We start from the raw sequence: 17,338 nt of genomic DNA on the forward strand, positions 1-17,338 counted from the left end.
GAAGTACGGGTCTAGGGGGCGTTGCTGGTAAGGGAGTCGGTGACCTCTACTCGGTGTCATCAGATTCAGGGATGTCCCGTTGACGGTCCCCGTGGACCGGCGGATCGAGCGCGGCGACGGCAACGACCCTCTCTCCGCCTCCACCGCCTACCTGGCGCCGCGCTCGCCGACCCCGGGGTTGCCGCGCGTCCGAACGGCCAGCGCGACGACCTGGGCCTGGGCGTCGTGCGTGCGTGCGAGTGCGAGGAGTTCAAGGATCTCATCGACGACCGGCCGGCCGACTGAGGGAGCGCCGGCCCGTATGTGATCTCCAAGAAGGAGGGCGGGCAGGCTGCGGGCTTCCCTGGCGATTCCACCGTACCGTCATGTCGTGATACGCCGGAGTTGTGCAGTTGCTCGAGCGGGCCGATGGTCTCGAGGCGCTGGAGGGGCACCTCGGTGAGGCCGTGCGTGGCCGAGGTTGTCTGGTGCTGCTGCGGGGTGAGGCCGGTGTCGGCAAGACCGCCGTGGTGCAGGCCCTCGCGGAGCGGGCGCCGGAGCGGGTGCGGGTGCTGATCGGCCAGTGCGATCCGCTCAGCACTCCTCGCCCCCTGGGGCCACTGGCCGACGTGGCCACCGGCCTCGGCCGGGAGGTGGAGGAGGCGCTCGCCGCGGGGGCCGGAGGTCCAGCCGTCTTCCGGTTGCTGCTGCACGCCATGCGACAGGGGCCGGGCGCCGTGCTGCTGGTCTTCGAGGACGTCCACTGGGCACGGCGCCACCTACGATTTGCTCCGGTTTATGGCCCGGCGGATCGAAGCGACGTCGGCGATGCTGCTGGTGACCTACCGCGACGACGAGGTGGGGCCGCTGCACCCGCTGGCCGTGGTCCTCGGTGACCTGGCTGGCTGCCCGGCGCAGGCCCGGTACGACCTGGAGCCGCTGAGCCGATCGGCGCTGGCCCGGCTGGCGGCCGGCGGGCCGCACGACCCGGCCGCGCTGCACGCGATCACGGGAGGCAACCCGTTCTTCGTCACCGAGGTGCTGGCCGCCCCGGAGCCCGGCATGCCGGCGACCGTCCGCGAAGCGGTGATCGGCCGACTGGGCCGGTTGCCGCCACGTGCGCGTGAGGTGGTGGAGGCCGCGGCCGTGGCCGGGCCGAGCGCCCCTATCGAGCTGCTCGGCGCCGTCGTGACGGACGCCGAGCGGGTGGTGGACGAGGTGCTCGCCGCCGGTGTACTGGAGGAGGCGGAAGCGACCCGGCTGGCCTTCCGGCACGAGCTGGCCCGGGCGGCGGTCCTGGACTGCATCCCTTCGATACGACGCCGGAGGCTGCACGCGCTGCTGCTGAGCGCGCTGCGGGCGTCCACCGCCGGGCCGGCCCCGGACCTGTCGCGCCTGGCCTACCACGCGGACGAAGCGGGTGACGCGGAGGCGGTCCTGGCGTACGCGCCCGCCGCGGCGGCGCACGCGTCGGGGCTCGGGGCACACCGCGAGGCGGCGGCCCAGTTCGCCCGCGCGCTGCGCCACGCGGGTGCCGCCCCGACGGAGCAGAGGGCGACGCTGCTGGAGGGGCACGCCTTCGCCAGTTACATGACCGGTCTGGTCCCGGACGCCATCGAGTCGTGGGACGCTGCCGGGCGGCTCCGGCACGCGCTGGGCGACACGCTGCGCGAGGGAGACGACCTGCGCTGGTGCTCGTACATGCTCTGGCTGCTCAGCCGGAACCGGGAGGCGCGCGAGCGCGGGATCGAGGCGGTACGGCTGCTGGAGTGCGGGGGGCCGACGCTGGAGCTGGGGCGGGCCCACGTGAACGTCGCCGAGCAGGCGAGCTTCGACTGTGACATGCCGACGACGGCCGACCACGCGGAGCGGGCCGTCGACGTGGGCCGGCATATCGGCGACGCGGGGCTGGTCCTGCGCGCCCGGTTCCATGCGGCGATCGCGACCGTGCTGAGCGAGGACCGCGGATGGGAGGCGCTCGAGGAGGTCTGGCGGCAGGCCGCGGCGCAGGACCTGGTCGAGCATGCCGGGATGTTCGGCCCGGTCATCTCGGCGGTCGCCATGGTGCACCGCGACTTCCGGCGGGCACGTGAGTACGACGAGCGGGCCGTCGCCTTCTGTCGCGACTACGACCTCGACATGTTCCTCGACTACCTCCGCGGGGCCCGGGCCATGGGGCTGGTCCACCAAGGGGCGTGGGACGAGGCCGCGGAGGCGGCCTCGGCGGTGCTCCCTCTGCGTTCACTGCCGCCTGTGAGCCGGATCTTCCCGCTGCTCGCGCTGGCCCTGGTTCGCGCCCGGCGGGGAGACCCCGAGGTCCGCCCCCTGCTCGACGAGGCGGCGACCCTCGGCGAGCCGAGCGACCTGGTCCGGATGGGACCGGTGTGGGAGGCACGGGCCGAGGCGGCCTGGCTGGCGGGAGACGACGCGGCGGCGGTCGCCGAGGCGAGCCGTGGAATGCCCGCCCCCGGCCAGGGCCGCGACCCCTGGGTGGTGGGCGCCTGCGCCCGCTGGATCCGGCTGGCCGGGGGCAAACCGCCCACAGGCCCGGCCGCTGGGCCGTTCGCGCTGGAGCTGAACGGGGACTGGGCGGCCGCGGCCGAGGCATGGCAGCGGCTCGGCTGTCCCTACGACGCGGCGCTCGCCCGGCTCGCGGGTGACGCGGAAGCCGTGGCCGCGGCGGTGGCCGCCTTCGACGCCCTCGGTGCCCCGGCCGCCGTCTTCCGTGGCCGTATCCGGCTGAAGGAGTTGGGGGTCCGGCTGGGAACCCGCGGTCCCCGCGCGACCACACGGGCCCATCAGTACGGCTTGACCGCCCGCGAGCAGGAGATCGCCGGTCTGCTGAGGGAGGGGCTGTCCGGGCCGGACATCGCCGCCCGGCTGTTCATCACTCCCAAGACCGCCGACCACCACGTCACCGCGATCCTGCGCAAGCTCGGCGCCCACAGCCGCACCGAGGCGCTGCGCAAGCTCGACTCGCCGTGAGCGCGCCATGACCGAGAGTATCTGGGGTGGTCCGGGCGAAACGTGGGGTGCCCGGCCTGATGTACCCCAACAGGCTCGGCCCTAGGCTGATTTCAGACACGAAATCCACGTTGTCGGCGAGGGGACGCGGCGATGCCCCGGTATCTGGTCGAGCACTATTTCCCGTACGGGATTGCCGAGTTCCTGGCCGAGAAGCCGGTGCGGGCCCTCATCGAGGCCAACAACGGCACCGAGGTGGTCTGGCTGCACAGCTACATCACCGAGGGCCACCGCCGGGTGTACTGCCTGTACGAGGCGGCCAGCCCGGAGGCGATCCGCAAAGCGGCCCGCCGGGTGTTCCTGTGGAAGTGATCCATCTGATCACCGTCCTGGATCCCCACGCGTATTCGCCGGCATGACTACTACAGCAAACAAGGGGGTGCTCTCCGTGGCACACAAGAAGACTGAGATCCGCGGCGTCAGGCGGGCGATGGTGGTCGCCATCGCGCTGGGCGCTGCGGCAGGGCTCAGCACCGCCGCACCGGTGCAGGCGGCGCCCCAGCAGGCGACTGTGTCCGTGTGGACCAGCGACGGCTGGGGAGGCGGCACCGTCACTAGCCAGCCGACCGGGATCAACTGCCACCAGCCGGCGTGGCAGCCATACAGCGAGGAACCGCAGCAGCCCCCTACCGGCACCTGCTCCGCGAGCTTCCCGGTCGGCACGACCGTGACCTTCACCGCTACGCCCGACCCGGGTTCCTACTTCAACTATGCCGACCCGAATCCTAAGACCGTATATCCCGGCTACAACCCTGTGTACGTCGTGTTCTGCCCGGAGAACGACTACTGCATGGCCCCCCTCTGACCGCACAGCCCCCTACCCATCGTGAGCGCGCCAAGGCCGCGAGTATCTGGGGGCGTCCGGGCGAGAAGCGGAGTGCCCTAGCCGGATGTACCTGAACAAGCTCTGCCCTAAGCCCATTTCAGACGCGAATTTTAAAAAGCAGCCCGGAGGCGATCCGCAAAGCGGCCCGCCGGCAGGCAGCGCTGGTCGCCGTAGCGCTGGGCACCGCGGCGCCGCTTGGCACGGCCGCGCCGGTGCACGCCGAGCCCCAGCAGGCGACGGTGTCCGCTTGGGTCAGCGACGGCTGGGGGCGGTGGGACCGTCACCAGCCAGCCAGCCAGCCAGCCAGCCAGCCAGCCAGCCGGCGGGCATTAACTGCCACCAGGAGGCGTGGCCGCCGTGCAGCGAGGAAGAACCGCAACAGGAACCGACGGGCACCTGCCCCGCGAGCTTCCCGGGCGGTACGACGGTCACCTTCACCGCCACAGACGCCCTGGGGTCCTACATCAACTACGGTCCGGAGGAGTAAGTACGCCTTGCTGTCGTGCGGGTGATCTCGACGGTGACCGACGCGCAGGCGGTGTTGAGGTTCGTGTCCGTGCTGGGGACCGTGGTGGTCATATGGGCGGATCTCCTTGTCGTGGACGGGATCCTGGCGGCCACACTGAACGGTTGCGGCAGCCAGGGGGGCGGTGGTCATAAGGGCGGTTCGTCGGGGCTCCCAGGCAGGGGCAGGAGCCGGCGGGGGTGCTCCGGGCGGTCCCAGCACCAGCACAGCTCCCCTCCCGGGTACGGGCCGTCGGACTACCAGCTGCCCTCGCCCCTGCAGCCCGGGCAGCCCGGGCGGGGCCAGAGGGAGAGTCGGATGGGCGTGCCGGGAGGCGGTCAGCGCCCAAGCGCCGGCCTTGAGCGCGACGGCGGCGGCCGTGGCCGCGAGCGGTCCGGCGGCCGCCAGCAGCAGGACGGTTCGGCGGCGCATCAGCTGAGCGGGATGGTACGGCAGCTGCTGGCATGCGTGTTGGCCCTGTCGCGGGCTCGAAGAGGAACATCAGAACGTGCGGTGTTTCCTGGCGTGCGGCGGATCCGGCGCCGCAGGTCGGCGATAGATGGGAGGCTTCTACCGCGGCTCCCGATCCGATTGCGTGCAACAACCACAGGTGGGTCAGGGCGCCGATCTCAGCTCACTACGATTGCGTAATCCGGTCACACAGCCAGGAGTCGACGCCTCGGAGCGCCGTCCTGGCCATTGCCGTGGGGTGGCCCGTGAAGCCGTGGGGTGACTCGGGGTAGACCCGGATCTCGACGTCATTGCCGGCCGCTGACAACCGACCTGCCAGCGCCAGATTGTCTTCCAGCAACACGTCTGCGCTTCCGACAATCAGCAGCGTTGGGGGAAGCCCGCTAAGGACGCCGTAGATGGGAGAGATCTCGGGAACGGTGCGGTCTTCCACATGGCCGACGTACGCCTGGATGAAGTATTCGTCAGCGATGCGGCGACCAGCCGGGGTTCGTGCGCTCAAGTCGTACGTGCCGAATTGGAGTGCAGCGCCGGTGAATAGGCCAACGGCACCTCTGTCTCTCAGCCGGAGCAGGGTCGCCAGGGCGAGGGTGGCTCCCGCGGAGCTCCCGCCGATAGCAAGTCGGGATGTTCCGAAGCGGGCATCGGCTTCTTCGACGAGCCAGAGCGCCGCTGCTTCACAGTCGTTGGGTGCCGCCGGCCAGGGGTGCTCAGGCGCCAGCCGGTAGTCGACGCTGACAACGGCGATGTGCAGGGCGTCTGCGAGTTCGCGGTTGCGTTTGTCTCCTCGCGCTGCGGAGTCCATGTAGAAGCCGCCGCCGTGTATGTCCAGGTAGACACCCCGCGGCGGACCGTCCGTAGGCGTGAAGATCCTGACAGGTATGCGCGCTTCCGCGGCTTCGATCGTCTCTTCGATGGCAGGCGGATCGGCGGCACGAGGAGCAGACCTCCTCGCTCGTGCCTCCTTGAGCTCTTCCAGTGTGCTGGGGCCACGGCCTGCCGCTCTCGACTTGTAGAAGTCACGAGCTTCATCGACCTGCTCCGCGGGCACGTCAGCGAACAGTGCGTCCAGCGCGAATCGCACGCGCCCTCCTCATCAACCGGGTCTCACTCCACGCTACCGCCGACCTGCGGTGTCGGATCCACCGCACGCCAGGAAACACCGCACGTTGACCTACACGTCTTCGGACGGCCCTGACGCGGTGGCCGCGCCGCGTCCACCCACAGCCGAGGTATCGGCCTAGTAGTGCTTCGTTAGGTTCTGGGTCTGGTTCTGCTTGTGGTGAGTGGGCGGCAGCAGGTGGTGCAGGTGCCGGTCCAGCACCTGAGCAGGTCCGAGAGGTGTCCAGGACCTAGTAGAGGGGCAGGCCGGCGTGTGGACTTTTGGGGCGAGCCGCCGGAGGGTGAGGAAGGACTGGGCGGCGGTGACGAGGGTGACATGGTGGTGCCCGCCGCGCCAGGTGCGGCCTTCGAAGGCGTGCTTGAGTTCGCGGTAGTCGTGCGCGATGGCCAGCGCATTTTCGGTAGCCGGTCGGCTCAGCTGAGGTCTCCGGCTGTTCGACCAGCAGGGTCCGCAGGGACAGAGCATCGTTCCACCGGCTTCGACCGCCGGCCTGTTCCTTGGCGGTACGGGAGGCTTCCTTGCCTGAGGGCCGCACTTGGAGCACGGCGAAACGCGAAGCCATCGTGCCCTTGCTGCCCTGACGCCAGGTGGCCTCCTCGATGGGTGGAGCGGTCGAGGGCGGCGGTGTACTGCTCGGACTGCTGCCGGGTGCGGGTCTGCCGTCAGCGGAGGGCGTCACGGAACGCCGTTACGGTAAAGCCTTAGCCGAACGTCTCGCGAGTACCTCGAACACCATTGTTTGCGGGGGAGTTGGTAGCGTTCACCCGGTGCTTCGAGCGCACCCGGTCGCGCTCTGCCCGGCGTGTCGCGCCCGCGTCACCGTGGACGGCGACCGGGGCCGGGGCCCCTTTGATCAGTCACGTCGATCACGCGTGACCCGCACCTGGCCCGCTACCCCGACGACGAATGGGGCCCAGCTTGCCACCACCCAATAGCCCCCGGCCCAGCCGCTCACCTCGTCTGCTGAGCCCGCCATGCCTGCCGCTTCCCGTGGCCGCCGCTAGCCGTGTGGTAGCCGCTGGACCTCGCTCGGCCTGCCCGTGATGATCACGGTGACACCCGCCGACATCCAGGACCGCGACGCCGTCCGCGACGTGTTCTGGCGCCTCCGTCTCACCCAGCCGCAGATCACCCAGGTCTGGGCCGACCGCGGCTACGCCGGCGAACTCGTGGACTGGGCCCGCGAACGCCTCTGGCTCACCTTGCGCATCGTATCCAGCTCAAGGGCACCAAGGGCTTCGTCGTCCTGCCCCGCCGCTGGACACGATCGGCTGGTGTATGAACGCCCGCCGCAACGCACGCGACTACGAACGTCTGCCCCAGCACTCCGAAGCCCCCTGAACTGGGCACTCATCACCATGATGACCCGACGCTTGACCCGCAAAAGCCCTCGTACCAGCCACTGGACGAAGAAGACGCCCTGATCATGCGACGTCAGCATCGCGGACGGGTTCAAGGAACTCGAGCCGATTGCCCAGCTTGTCGAACGCATAGAAGCGATCGTGGCCAGGAAAGTTGTCATCCCAGGTGACGCTCACTCCTCTGTCTTCCAACCGCTTGGCGAGCGCTTGAAGCGAGGTCACAAGTATGCCCGGATGCGCCTTCCTGTTCGGGCGGAAGTCCTCTTCAACGCCCAAGTGCACCTCCAGGCCACCACCTTGGAACCAGCACCCACCGCGAGCCGCCAGCACCGGCGGCTTCTCGAGCTCTGTCATGCCGAGAACGTCACCCCAGAATTCGCGGCAGATTTCCTCAGCGCCTGGAGGGATCGCAAGCTGCACGTGATGCAGGCCGTCCAAGGAGTATCCGAGTGTTCCCTGAGTCACGTCTTCTCCTCTACTAAGGAATCTTGACGTCAAGGTAATGAGAGCTGGGTGGTCCCGGCAAGGGCGCGGGCTCGGTAGAGGGCGCGCGGCAAATTGAGAGGTCGTTTTCTCCCGTTGTTTCATCCCGGAGTCCGTGATTGACAACATGCGCCTGTGGCGAGGCGCAGCTTGCGAAGTTCAAGGTGCCGACGTGATCCACGAGCCGTATGGGAGGACCGAATTACCTGTCTCATTCCAAGGGGTCCAGAGATTGCCCCTATGTCCGGGGGTGCGCACGTGGATCTGGGGTGGGAGTGGCGTGCGTCAAAGTGTGGGTCACGGTGCAATTACCTGAAAACGACCTCTCGGACCGCCCAGATACCACTCACCCCATCGCCGCTGATCTCGCCGCGGCAACGACCAGAGCACATCGGCAACGAACTCTGATAATTCACACCGGAGCTGTTCCACTTCCTCCAGCCTCATACCAGGAAGATGCTCACCGTCGGGCGAGATCCCCCCCACGTAACGAAGCGCTACTGGGCCCGCTGCTACGTGGCATGTCGCCCAAGCCGGCGATGCGAGGCGTATGAGAACTGGCACGCACAGTTAGGGACAGTTAGGGACATCCGCGCGACGCTCATCGAGCTGTCCGGTCCCACCCGGCACCGAGCCGTGGTCCGGAAACCACAGGGTGGTTGCGGACGATACTTCGCAACAAGGGACGTTTGCATCCCGTGGACGACGGGCACGAGGGCCCTCAGTTCCAAACCACGGCCTTGGCTCCATACTGGTCGGGCCCCCGATCACCCACAGAACGGTTCCATGGCCAAGAACAGCAGCTCTTCGACCGTCGTCCCCGACACCGCGTGGCTGGGACGCGGGCGCCACCTCGGGCCCGAGCCCGAGCAGGACGTCCGGCGCAACCTGACCGCCCTCAAGGCGGCCGGGGTGCTCGACGACTTCCTGGACCTCGACCCCGTCGAGGCGGCCCGCTCCACCGTCCTGCACCCGCGTGACGCGTCCGCCGACCCCGGCCCGTCGGCCCGTCGCATCTTCGAGGCTCGTTGGCGCGTGGCCGACGACATCACAGTGCGTGCGCAGTTGACCATGTACGACTCCGAGGCCTGCCGCAAGGAGGACGAGGGCATCACCTGGGTCCTCGCCGCCGAGGCAGAGCTGACGTGGGACCTGCGGTGGCCCTCGCCCGCCACCATGTTCTGGCCCGACAGCGACCGGGTCGCCTGGGACCACGACACGGTGCCGGGCATGCGCCTGCGGGCGGCGAACCACCTGCCGAAGGACGACGATGAGCTGCGGCACCGGCTGCAGGACTGCTCCCGCAAGAGCTGGTTCATCCATGTCGTGGTGCACGAGGCGATGACACCGGACGTGAGGGGGCAGCAGCCGGTCTCAACGTTCCTGCCGCCGAGCCTGCGGCACCGGGTGGTCGAGCACCGGGGCACGCCGGAGCAGGCGCAGATCGCCGACTTTGCGTTGAAGCGGGAGTTGAACGTGCGGCTGCCGCGCGGCGGCGCCGTCGTCCTGCCCACCGAGCCGCGGAGTCCGGATTACGACGCGGAGCTTTTCACGGTGCGCAGTGTCTTCCTGGACGGCTCCGAGCCGACGGAACTCCTGGACGTCATCATGAAGTTCGCCGTGCTGCCGCGGCCGCTGCCCGACGACGCCGAGCGAGCCCTGACGCGGCTGCGCCAGGGCTGGCACCTGCTGACCCCGGACGAGGAGCTGGTCCACGCCCAAGGCATGGTCGTCAAGTACGCTGAGGCGCTTGATGCCATGACGAAGTCCCGTGACCTCTACCGGGAGGCGGCCGAGGCGGCGCATGTAGCGCTGGCCGAGGTGACCGGCGGCGACGGTGTGCCCCGTCCGCCCGCACCGGGGCCGGTCAAGGCGGGCGGCTCACCGCTGAACGCCCTCACGAAGGCATTCGGCCGCTTCCGGGACCCGAACACGTAGAGCACGCCTACGTCATTCCTCCGTCCCCGCTTCAATGCCTCCCGCGAAGCGGTCTGCCGCACAGGGCGACGACGAAGGCTTTGGTCAGCCTGAAGAACGACTGGGACGCCCCGCCCTCCCGACGCGGGCGGGGCCGACCTGGCACGGCTCATCGGCGCCTGGACAACAGAGGAACATCCCCGCGTGCGGGGGCCGACGCCGGTCCCGGCCAGTTGGTGGCGCCGCCACTGGGAACATCCCCGCGTACGCAGGGCCGAGAGCCCCCCAGATTGCGGGAATCGCTATCAGAGCTGGGGGTGGGCACGTAGGGCAGCGACGACAAGGCCGTCATTCACCTTGTTGAGGAATCCGTCGATGGACACAGGTGTGTGGCGGAGAGGTGGACGAAACGCAACGGGGAAGTCGCTGAGGACGACGACAGCCGACCCTCGGTGTCGAAGGCACCATCCGCGCGGTATTGGACAGCCTCCAAAAGCAGTGGGCAACCTCCGGCATCACTCCGGCGTGGCGTACCCAGGAGATGCCGGGGTGAGGACGCCTTCCCTCCTCGCATCGCCAAGCCCATCGCCGCCATGTCGGCGGTGGGTGACAGGATGGCCGCATGAGTGAGGAGCTGGACGACATACTGGCCGACCCTGCACGGCTGTTGGCCGCTGACCGGACAGTGGTGCGCGACCACATCGCCGCTGCGAATGGCGCGGAGAGCGTGGGACGAGAGGTCTTCCTCCAGGCCGAAGCGATCTTCGGCGACGCGGACGTGGCACCCGCTGAGTTCGCCTCCTGGCTGCACTTCGCGGCGAAGGCGACCGGCCACGAGGAGTACGCCGAGCGGATCGCGACGGCCGAGCTGGGGATGCCGTGGCGAACGGTGTGGGCGTGGTGGCGGCCTGCCAACTGGTTCACGGCCCACCCGAGTCTGAACGGCGACTATTACCAGGTCCAACGCCGCCTGTACGAGGGCCGGGAGCTCGTGGAGGTGGTCGACCAGCGCGGTCCGCTTTGGCTCGATGCGGAGACGGGGCGGCGGGTGAAGGTCCCGGGCGAAGGAACGCTGACAGAAGCGCCCTGGTCACCGGAGGCGCTTGATGCGGCCGAGCTGGACAACTGGGAGCTGATGGCCCCGGAGAGCTGGGAAGGCGCCGTCGCGTTCGCCGCCGAGGGCGGCAGGACCCGCCATCTTGTCGAGAACACGCACGGCATAGCGGTGCTCGAGACAGACGCTGAGGTGCTGCGGGACTGGCCGCGTGGCTGGATCGACCCCACGTCGTCCGAAGAACCGCCGCTCGGACCGGAACCGGCGCAGCGGCGGCCGACGGGTCCGCTCAGCGCGGCCCGGGTCGACGACGCCTTTGGGGAGCGGAACGTGGTTCGCATACCCGAGAGCGAACTGCCCGAGGGACTCGAACACCCAGGAAGCAGACGGCACTTGCGGGACATCGGCTTGCCCACGTGGTGGGTGTGCCACGGGGCCGAGTACCAGGCCCACTCGTCCGACGCCATGCGACCCCCGGCCGACGGCGCCGTGTCCGAGGACGGCCTGCCCAGCGGTATGGCCGCCGCGGACCTGATCACCTTCGGCGCGTGCGACTACGGCGAGTTGTATCTGCACCGCCACGATGGGTCCGTGCACATCTGGAGCCGACTGGACGGGCCGACGGACCGGCTGCTGGTGCCGCTCGCACCAGATCTCGATGTCTTCACTCGCATCCTCGAGGCCGTCTACCGCTACAGCAACGCCTGTTGGCACCCCTATCCGGTGGAGGAGGTCCAAGAGACAGTGGCGGAGGTCTTCCTGGATGAGATGGACGAGCTGGCTCCGGGCCTGTTCGACCCGAACACGCCCAGCGGCATGGTGTGGAGCTGGCTCTACGCAGGCATCACCGAACTGGGCGTGGACGGCTTCTAGCGCCTTCCATTTGGTGATCCGGTGGTGCTGGCCGTCGCGGCTCACCCGGGCGGGGCCCGCTGCGCCGTACCGGCCGCGCCCAGGAGGCCCTGGGAGGCCCTGGGTGGCCTTGCAGGAGGCGCGCGCCCGGCTCACGGCCGGCTCTCGGCCCTGGGAGGCGGTGCTGGACGGGCATGGTCGCGCTGACCGCTGCCCAGGCCCGTCTGCCCGCCCGGGCCTATCGGTAGTACCAGCTATCGAATACTTGCGGATGGTCGGCTCGGCGGAGGCTGAGACCGTAGAACTTGAGTCTGACGAGGGCACCTTGTGGTGGCATCAGGCTGGTACGTAAGGTGCGGGAAGTTCGAAGTGCAGAGGTGTCCGCGCAGGACACGGTCCAGCCCTAGGGAGAGCCTGGAGCGGTGTGGCTCATAGGTAGTGTTGTCACTGCCGACGGCGGCCGATTTTGGGTTCGACACAGCGCGATCTGTCACCGGACGCGCGCGAGTTGGTTGTCACCCGGGCGGTTCACAGACGAGTTTCGCCACGTAGGACATGGTCTAAGTCGCCGTTCGTGAGTCGGTAATAATGGCGTAATGAATCCAATAGCCCGCTGGGCGGCACTGGCCTGCGTCGGATGTGCCGCCCTCCTGTCCGGTTGCACCACGGACAGTGCTCCGAGCCCAGGTCGCTCTGTCGCACCTGGTCCCACGGCCACCTCTACCGTCGCGCCCGATGCCGCGGTCCAGTTGGCCGAGCGCTACCGTCGGTCCGGCGGAGAGAGTGATGTGTACGGGATCCAACGGAGCTCCGGTCCGGGCGGCGTGCCCCTGCTGATCGTGTGGACGCACAATTCGGATGAAGACGCCGAGATCTTTGATGACCTTAAGGGGTCGATCTTGGGCTATCTGGAGCGCGAGGAAGGGCTTTCGTTGGGGCGGGGCTACCTGATGGACGTCTTTGGCCCGGATGGTGCGCTGCAGCACCGCCTCGACGCCCGCCCATAGTTCCTCGCAGGTCCAACGGCTCACTTCGAACCGAACGGACGGCTATGCGGCGGCAGTTCGCGTGGGAGGTGACCACTCCTCAAGCGCGCTGGCTACGGCCGGGCCGAGCTCGATCCTCTCCGTACCCGCATCCTCCTGAGGAACTGATCCAGCCGCGTCACAAGATCAGCGACAGACCCCGTTTACCCGTAGGCGGCTGGGGACGTTCACGCGTACGCCGACACCCCGCTTGCCGGACGAGCCGATGTGGCTGGTCGTCACCGCGCTGAGCGTGCTGCAGAACGCTCCCCAGCTTGCTGACGCCACCAACTCCTACGCTTGATGATCGAGCGGTGCGACCCATACCTGCACTACATCGACGGCGACACCGGCCAGGTGGAGGCGTGGACCGAAGCCGGCGCCTGGGTCGGGTGGCGCACACTCCGGGTGAGCTGACCACCCTGCTCGACGTGTTCGGGCACGGCCAGGTCGCCGACGGTCGAGTGACCCGGCCGTGCCCATCCGTCCCGAAACCCTGCACCGGTACCCCCGCGACTGGCCCGAGACCAGCGCGCGGACCGGGGCGAGCGGGCAGGCGGCCGCTGCTCGGCCGTCCACGAGCAGCCCCACCCGGTCACCGGCTCCGTGGTCAGTCTGACCACCGTCCACCTCAGCCGCCAGCCGGAGGGCCTGCGACCTCGTCAAGCGGCTCCTCATCACCACGGGCTGGGCGAACACCGCCGAATGGTTCGTCAACCGGATCAAGCAGTGGCGCGGCCTGGCTATGCGAACCGACAAACTCGCTATCGCCCACCGGGCCGCACTCCACCTCACTGCCATCCTCATCTGGACGCGCAATGAAACAGGCAGAACTTAAGAGTTCCCGTCGCCCTCAACGTTGGCGACCATCCTGCGCAGCACCTTGAGCACGGCCACGTACTCCTCATCGCTGATGCCTGTGTGGACCACGGCGCGCACCTCGGACGCCAGCTCGCGCAGCCGCACCCTGGCAGCCTCCCCGGCATCGGTGAGCTGCAGGCGCTGCCGGGCGTCGATCCGCAGCCAGCCGCGGTGCATCAGTTGGTCGACGACCCGCGCAATCTCGTGCTGTCCGTCCACGATGGGCGTCAGCTGACTGACGACCTCCTCGCGGCTCGGTGCCTCGGGCCCGCCGTTCACGCAGTTCAGCACCCAGTACTGCGGCTGCGTGACATCGATCCTGGCCATAGCGTCACGCAGATACCGGGTGACGGCCGCCTGGGTGCGGCCGCTCCAATACCCGATCGGCTGCGTGGCCAGCATGTCCTCGGTAGCAGCCGGATTGGCCGGCGCCTGGTCAGTGGTGCCAGTCAAGGGTTTCATGATCGCGTTCCTATCGTCGTATTACGTGAACAAGGTCGGACCTGCTTCGATGTCTCTGGCCCGGGGACTGGAGCAGCCGTTGGCGCTCAGCAAGTGATCTTTCTCGTTGCTCCCACTTCGTTCCCTGGAGCACCTTGGATCAGGCCGTCAGGTGCGCCAGCACCGAGCGCATCGCGCGGTGCACGGCCTCGCGCGACTCGTCGGTCGGATCGAGGGTCTCGAACCCGTGGCGGCCGTGCGGCACGTCGACCACCTCGACGTCCGCCCCGCAGTCCTTGGCCACGGCCAGGAACTCCTCGACGGTGGCGGCGATTTCGGGCACCTCGCGTCCCGCCCGGGTGAGCACGATGGGCAGGGCGCCCGCGTACGCCACCGCGGTCGCCGGGTTGAACCGGCTGCCGGCCATCCCCCAGTTCGGCAGAGGCGCCAGGATCGGATAGGTGGCCGCCAGGCAGCGCAGCCACGATGGGGGTGCCTCCAGCCAATCCGCCATGATCGGAGCGCCGCCCGAGAAGAACCACAGCGCGACTCGGTCCGCGTCCACTCGCGGATGGGCCCGGACGAGCTCCACCGCGGCGGTCACGTCCGCGGCGGCGCGCTTGTAGTCGGCGACGTCGTGCAGGCGGTGGTCGAGGGTCACGCCCACCGTCCCCTGCCCGGCTGCGTACCGGGCGTACCCCATCAGGGTCGGCCAGTCCCGCGGGGTCGGCCGGGCCTCTGCGTGCAGCGGGCCGCCGTGTACGAAGACCACCGCCGGCCGCGGGCCCTCGGCGTCGGGCAGGTACAGGTCGACGTTCCCGGTCCGCTCACGGGGGAGTTCGGGCACGTCCAGCAGGAACGGCCGCAGGTGCGTGGGCTGCTCCCCCTCGCCGGCCGGCTTCAGCCGGTGCCCCTCGCCGGCCGCGGCCCGCAGCAGGACCTCCGCCAGTTCGGCGGGGCAGGACAGCATCGGCCAGTGCCCGGTGGGGAGTTCGAAGAAGGTGACCCGGGGGTCGGTCAGGGCTTGCAGAGCGGGGTCGCCGAAGCCCACCCGCATCTGGACCATTTCGATGCTCGCACCGTTGCCCTTGCACAGCACCCCGGTGGTGGGCAGGGCGGCCGCCGCGCCGGTGAGCCGCAGCGGCTGAAGCAGGGTGCCCAGCGGCTGCGGCGCGGTGAGGGCGGTGAGCCGGTCCAGCGCCGCGTCGGGGACGCCGGCGGTGCTGCCCCAGCGCTGCCACTCGTCGCGGGCCGGGGGCGGCAGCTTCCCGTCGGCGCCCTCCGCTCCGCCCACCCCGCCCGCGCCGGCGCACTGGGCCAACTGCTCGCGCAGGGACTGGTCGGGCACCGCGGCCAGGGCCGGTACGCCGTCCTGCGGCATCTCCGCGTCCAGGTAGACGATCCGGGCGATGCGCTCCGCGCGCCGGTCGGCGGCGCCCAGCACCGGGTGGATGCCGTAGTCGTGGCCGACCAGAACGATCTCCCGGCTCTCTCGGCCGGCCGCCGCGCCGACCGAGTCGATGACCGCGAGCACGTCCGCGATGTGCGTCTCCAGGTCGATGCCGGCCTCCGTGGTGCCGAGGGGCCCGCCGAGTCCGGTGAGCGGCACCGCGTGTACGCCGGCCCCCGCCGCGGCTAGTCGCGCGGCCGCGTCCTCCCACACGTGTGCGCCGGTGAACGCGCCCGACACCAGGATGAATTCGGTCATGGCCCTCTCCTCAGTACGCCGTCGTCCGCGGACCGACTCGATCACCCGTCCGCGCCTGCCCGTACGGTAGGAACTCCCCCTGAGGGAGGTTCAAGTGTTCACGTCGCACGACGGTCTGTGCAGCATCGGCGAACTCGCCGAGCACGCGGGCGTCACCGTCAAGACCGTCCGGTTCTACTCCGACCGCGGCCTGCTGCCGGAGGCCTCACGCAGCGTCGGCGGGCACCGCCGATACGGCCCCGACGCGCTCGACCGGCTGCGCCTGATCCGCTCCCTGCGCTCCCTCGACCTGCCGGTCCCCGCGGTGCGCCGCATCCTCGACGAGGAGGACGCGGCGGGCGGCGTACTGGAGGACGCCGTCGCCAGCCGGCTTTGCGAACTCGGCTCCCAGCTCAAGGCTCTGCGCTGGCGGGAGGCCGCCCTGCGTCTGGTGCAGGAGTGCCCGCCCGCCGAAAGGGCCGACCGGCTGCGCCTGATCGGCGCGGTGGCAGCCCCACCGAGCACGGCCCCGCTGGCCCGGTTCTGGCGCGGCTGGCTGCCGCCGCGGATGCCGGCCCGGTCGACCGCCGCGTTCCTGGAGGTGGCGGTCCCGCAGCCACCCGACGATCCGGACCCGGCCCAGGTCCTCGCCTTCGCCCGGCTGAACGCCTTCGCTCTCCACCCGTGCGCGCCGGGCGCCGAGCAGCCCCAGCCCGAGGCGCACAGGACCGCGGGGGCCCGCGGGTCGGCCGTGCTGTACGCGGGCCTGGCCGAGGCGTACGAGCTGGCGGGCGTGCAGCTGCGTCGGGACCGGGCACCGTACCCGGGGGAGGCGCTGGACAGCTTCGTGGCCGCGTACGTGAGCGCGTACGGCGCCCGGGACACCCCGGACTTCCGCCGCCTGCTGGCCAGGCAGCTCGCGGCCGACCCGCGGATCGACCGGTACTGGGAGCTGGTGGCCGAGGTGATCACCCCGCCGGGCGGCCGGACGGAGCCGACCCCCGGGTCCGCACACGACTGGCTGCTCGCGGCACTGGACGCGCAGACGGCCGCCGCGGCGGCCTGAGCCCGCGAGCCGTGCTCATTGCCGCGCCGGCCGCTTCAACGAGTGGCACGCCGCCTCGTCCAGTGCGGCGCGACCGCTCAGATACGCCTCCGTCCGGTCCCGTCCGGTGCCGAGGACCAAGTTGAGGCGAGCAACTCAGCCCACCCCCCTCAAGAGTGACCAGCCTCCCCCGAGGGTGGGAGCACAGTTGAGAGGTCCGGGGAGTTCCTCAGCGCGACGACGGGAGATTCAGCTTGTTTCTAGCGCGGAACCCCGGCTCTTCAGAGCCTGGAGGAAGCGCTTCTCTGGAGTGCTTGGGTGCGGCGGTTGCCAAGCTGTCGTCGTACACCTCGTGGTACGCGCCCAAGGGGCAACCGTCTGGTGAAGGAGACCATCCAGAGTCTCGGCGCCTGAGAGCCCACCCACGGCACACGATCAGACCGCGGAGGGCCTGGTGCATCAGCCGGTGCCGCCGAAGAGGCCACCGTTCCCGCTTGCGCTGTCGGACGCCGGGGCCGTTGTCTCTCTGCCTCCGCGGGCTACTCCGCCGATTGGCGAGGAGTCCGGGCGATGAGGGCGTTGATGGTCTTGCCGGGGCCGGGGCCGGGTGTGATGGTTACGGTGTCGGTCAGGCGGCGGACCATGTGCCAGCCGAAGCCTCCACTGCCGCCGTTGAGGTCGGGG

The 17,338-nt window shown here is 69.7% G+C and carries 14 protein-coding genes; 9 read left to right on the plus strand and 5 right to left on the minus strand.

Annotation, left to right across the window (positions count from 1 at the left end):
- Positions 1 to 386 precede the first annotated feature (386 nt).
- The 4 genes from J7E96_RS38055 (at position 387) to J7E96_RS36625 (ending at position 3,808) form a co-directional block, all read left to right on the plus strand.
- Positions 387 to 875 (plus strand): AAA family ATPase, encoded by a 489-nt coding sequence (locus J7E96_RS38055; protein WP_308296310.1) that lies wholly within the window; start codon positions 387 to 389, stop codon positions 873 to 875.
- Positions 778 to 2,964 carry a LuxR C-terminal-related transcriptional regulator gene (locus J7E96_RS36615; RefSeq protein ID WP_251070958.1) on the plus strand — a complete coding sequence of 729 codons (2,187 nt, stop codon included), beginning with the start codon at positions 778 to 780 and terminating at the stop codon, positions 2,962 to 2,964. The genes J7E96_RS38055 and J7E96_RS36615 overlap by 98 nt, the downstream gene beginning before the upstream one ends.
- Positions 2,965 to 3,096: 132 nt before the next feature.
- Positions 3,097 to 3,315, plus strand: a complete 219-nt coding sequence (locus J7E96_RS36620; RefSeq protein ID WP_215138203.1) for a DUF4242 domain-containing protein — start codon at positions 3,097 to 3,099, stop codon at positions 3,313 to 3,315.
- A gap of 43 nt (positions 3,316 to 3,358) precedes the next feature.
- Entirely contained in the window at positions 3,359 to 3,808 is a 450-nt protein-coding gene (locus J7E96_RS36625) for a hypothetical protein (protein ID WP_251070959.1), read from the plus strand.
- A gap of 1,163 nt (positions 3,809 to 4,971) precedes the next feature.
- Here the strand turns inward: J7E96_RS36625 and J7E96_RS36630 are convergent.
- Both J7E96_RS36630 and J7E96_RS36635 read right to left on the minus strand, forming a co-directional pair.
- Complete coding sequence (locus J7E96_RS36630) at positions 4,972 to 5,889, minus strand: alpha/beta hydrolase (RefSeq protein ID WP_215138206.1); 918 nt, start codon at positions 5,887 to 5,889, stop codon at positions 4,972 to 4,974.
- Between the two features lie 156 nt (positions 5,890 to 6,045).
- Positions 6,046 to 6,393: a hypothetical protein gene (locus tag J7E96_RS36635; RefSeq protein ID WP_215138207.1), complete on the minus strand. Its 348-nt coding sequence runs from the start codon at positions 6,391 to 6,393 to the stop codon at positions 6,046 to 6,048.
- A gap of 578 nt (positions 6,394 to 6,971) precedes the next feature.
- Here J7E96_RS36635 and J7E96_RS38995 point away from each other — a divergent pair.
- Positions 6,972 to 7,352 carry a hypothetical protein gene (locus J7E96_RS38995; protein ID WP_374196764.1) on the plus strand — a complete coding sequence of 127 codons (381 nt, stop codon included), beginning with the start codon at positions 6,972 to 6,974 and terminating at the stop codon, positions 7,350 to 7,352.
- On the opposite strand, the gene J7E96_RS36640 is transcribed toward J7E96_RS38995, so the two are convergent.
- Positions 7,353 to 7,754 (minus strand): glyoxalase, encoded by a 402-nt coding sequence (locus tag J7E96_RS36640; protein ID WP_308296311.1) that lies wholly within the window; start codon positions 7,752 to 7,754, stop codon positions 7,353 to 7,355. It lies immediately after the preceding gene.
- 804 nt (positions 7,755 to 8,558) lie between these two features.
- Between J7E96_RS36640 and J7E96_RS36645 the strand changes: the two genes are divergently transcribed.
- The 3 genes from J7E96_RS36645 to J7E96_RS38060 all read left to right on the plus strand — a co-directional run bounded on the left by J7E96_RS36645 (position 8,559) and on the right by J7E96_RS38060 (position 12,602).
- Positions 8,559 to 9,710 (plus strand): hypothetical protein, encoded by a 1,152-nt coding sequence (locus J7E96_RS36645; protein ID WP_215138209.1) that lies wholly within the window; start codon positions 8,559 to 8,561, stop codon positions 9,708 to 9,710.
- A gap of 601 nt (positions 9,711 to 10,311) precedes the next feature.
- The gene (locus J7E96_RS36650; protein ID WP_215138211.1) at positions 10,312 to 11,616 is read left to right on the plus strand and encodes an SUKH-4 family immunity protein; all 1,305 of its coding nucleotides are present in this window, start codon (positions 10,312 to 10,314) and stop codon (positions 11,614 to 11,616) included.
- Between the two features lie 803 nt (positions 11,617 to 12,419).
- Entirely contained in the window at positions 12,420 to 12,602 is a 183-nt protein-coding gene (locus tag J7E96_RS38060) for a hypothetical protein (RefSeq protein ID WP_251070960.1), read from the plus strand.
- An 852-nt stretch (positions 12,603 to 13,454) separates the two neighbouring features.
- Here J7E96_RS38060 and J7E96_RS36665 read toward each other — a convergent pair.
- Positions 13,455 to 13,943 carry a MarR family winged helix-turn-helix transcriptional regulator gene (locus tag J7E96_RS36665; protein WP_215138214.1) on the minus strand — a complete coding sequence of 163 codons (489 nt, stop codon included), beginning with the start codon at positions 13,941 to 13,943 and terminating at the stop codon, positions 13,455 to 13,457.
- Between the two features lie 139 nt (positions 13,944 to 14,082).
- Positions 14,083 to 15,630: an alpha/beta fold hydrolase gene (locus J7E96_RS36670; RefSeq protein WP_215138216.1), complete on the minus strand. Its 1,548-nt coding sequence runs from the start codon at positions 15,628 to 15,630 to the stop codon at positions 14,083 to 14,085.
- Positions 15,631 to 15,724: 94 nt separating this feature from the next.
- Between J7E96_RS36670 and J7E96_RS36675 the strand changes: the two genes are divergently transcribed.
- Positions 15,725 to 16,675: a MerR family transcriptional regulator gene (locus tag J7E96_RS36675; RefSeq protein WP_215138218.1), complete on the plus strand. Its 951-nt coding sequence runs from the start codon at positions 15,725 to 15,727 to the stop codon at positions 16,673 to 16,675.
- The last annotated feature ends 663 nt before the right edge of the window (positions 16,676 to 17,338 follow it).

This window comes from Streptomyces sp. ISL-96 (genome assembly GCF_018614035.1).
GTDB lineage: Bacteria > Actinomycetota > Actinomycetes > Streptomycetales > Streptomycetaceae > Streptomyces.

Coding starts and splice junctions, on each gene's coding strand:
- J7E96_RS36670 (WP_215138216.1), bottom strand. CDS start 15,630: ATGACCGAATTCATCCTGGTGTCGGGCGCGTTCACCGGCGCACACGTG.
- J7E96_RS36625 (WP_251070959.1), top strand. CDS start 3,359: ATGACTACTACAGCAAACAAGGGGGTGCTCTCCGTGGCACACAAGAAG.
- J7E96_RS36635 (WP_215138207.1), bottom strand. CDS start 6,393: ATGCTCTGTCCCTGCGGACCCTGCTGGTCGAACAGCCGGAGACCTCAG.
- J7E96_RS36665 (WP_215138214.1), bottom strand. CDS start 13,943: ATGAAACCCTTGACTGGCACCACTGACCAGGCGCCGGCCAATCCGGCT.
- J7E96_RS38995 (WP_374196764.1), top strand. CDS start 6,972: ATGATCACGGTGACACCCGCCGACATCCAGGACCGCGACGCCGTCCGC.
- J7E96_RS36645 (WP_215138209.1), top strand. CDS start 8,559: ATGGCCAAGAACAGCAGCTCTTCGACCGTCGTCCCCGACACCGCGTGG.
- J7E96_RS36650 (WP_215138211.1), top strand. CDS start 10,312: ATGAGTGAGGAGCTGGACGACATACTGGCCGACCCTGCACGGCTGTTG.
- J7E96_RS36620 (WP_215138203.1), top strand. CDS start 3,097: ATGCCCCGGTATCTGGTCGAGCACTATTTCCCGTACGGGATTGCCGAG.
- J7E96_RS36615 (WP_251070958.1), top strand. CDS start 778: ATGGCCCGGCGGATCGAAGCGACGTCGGCGATGCTGCTGGTGACCTAC.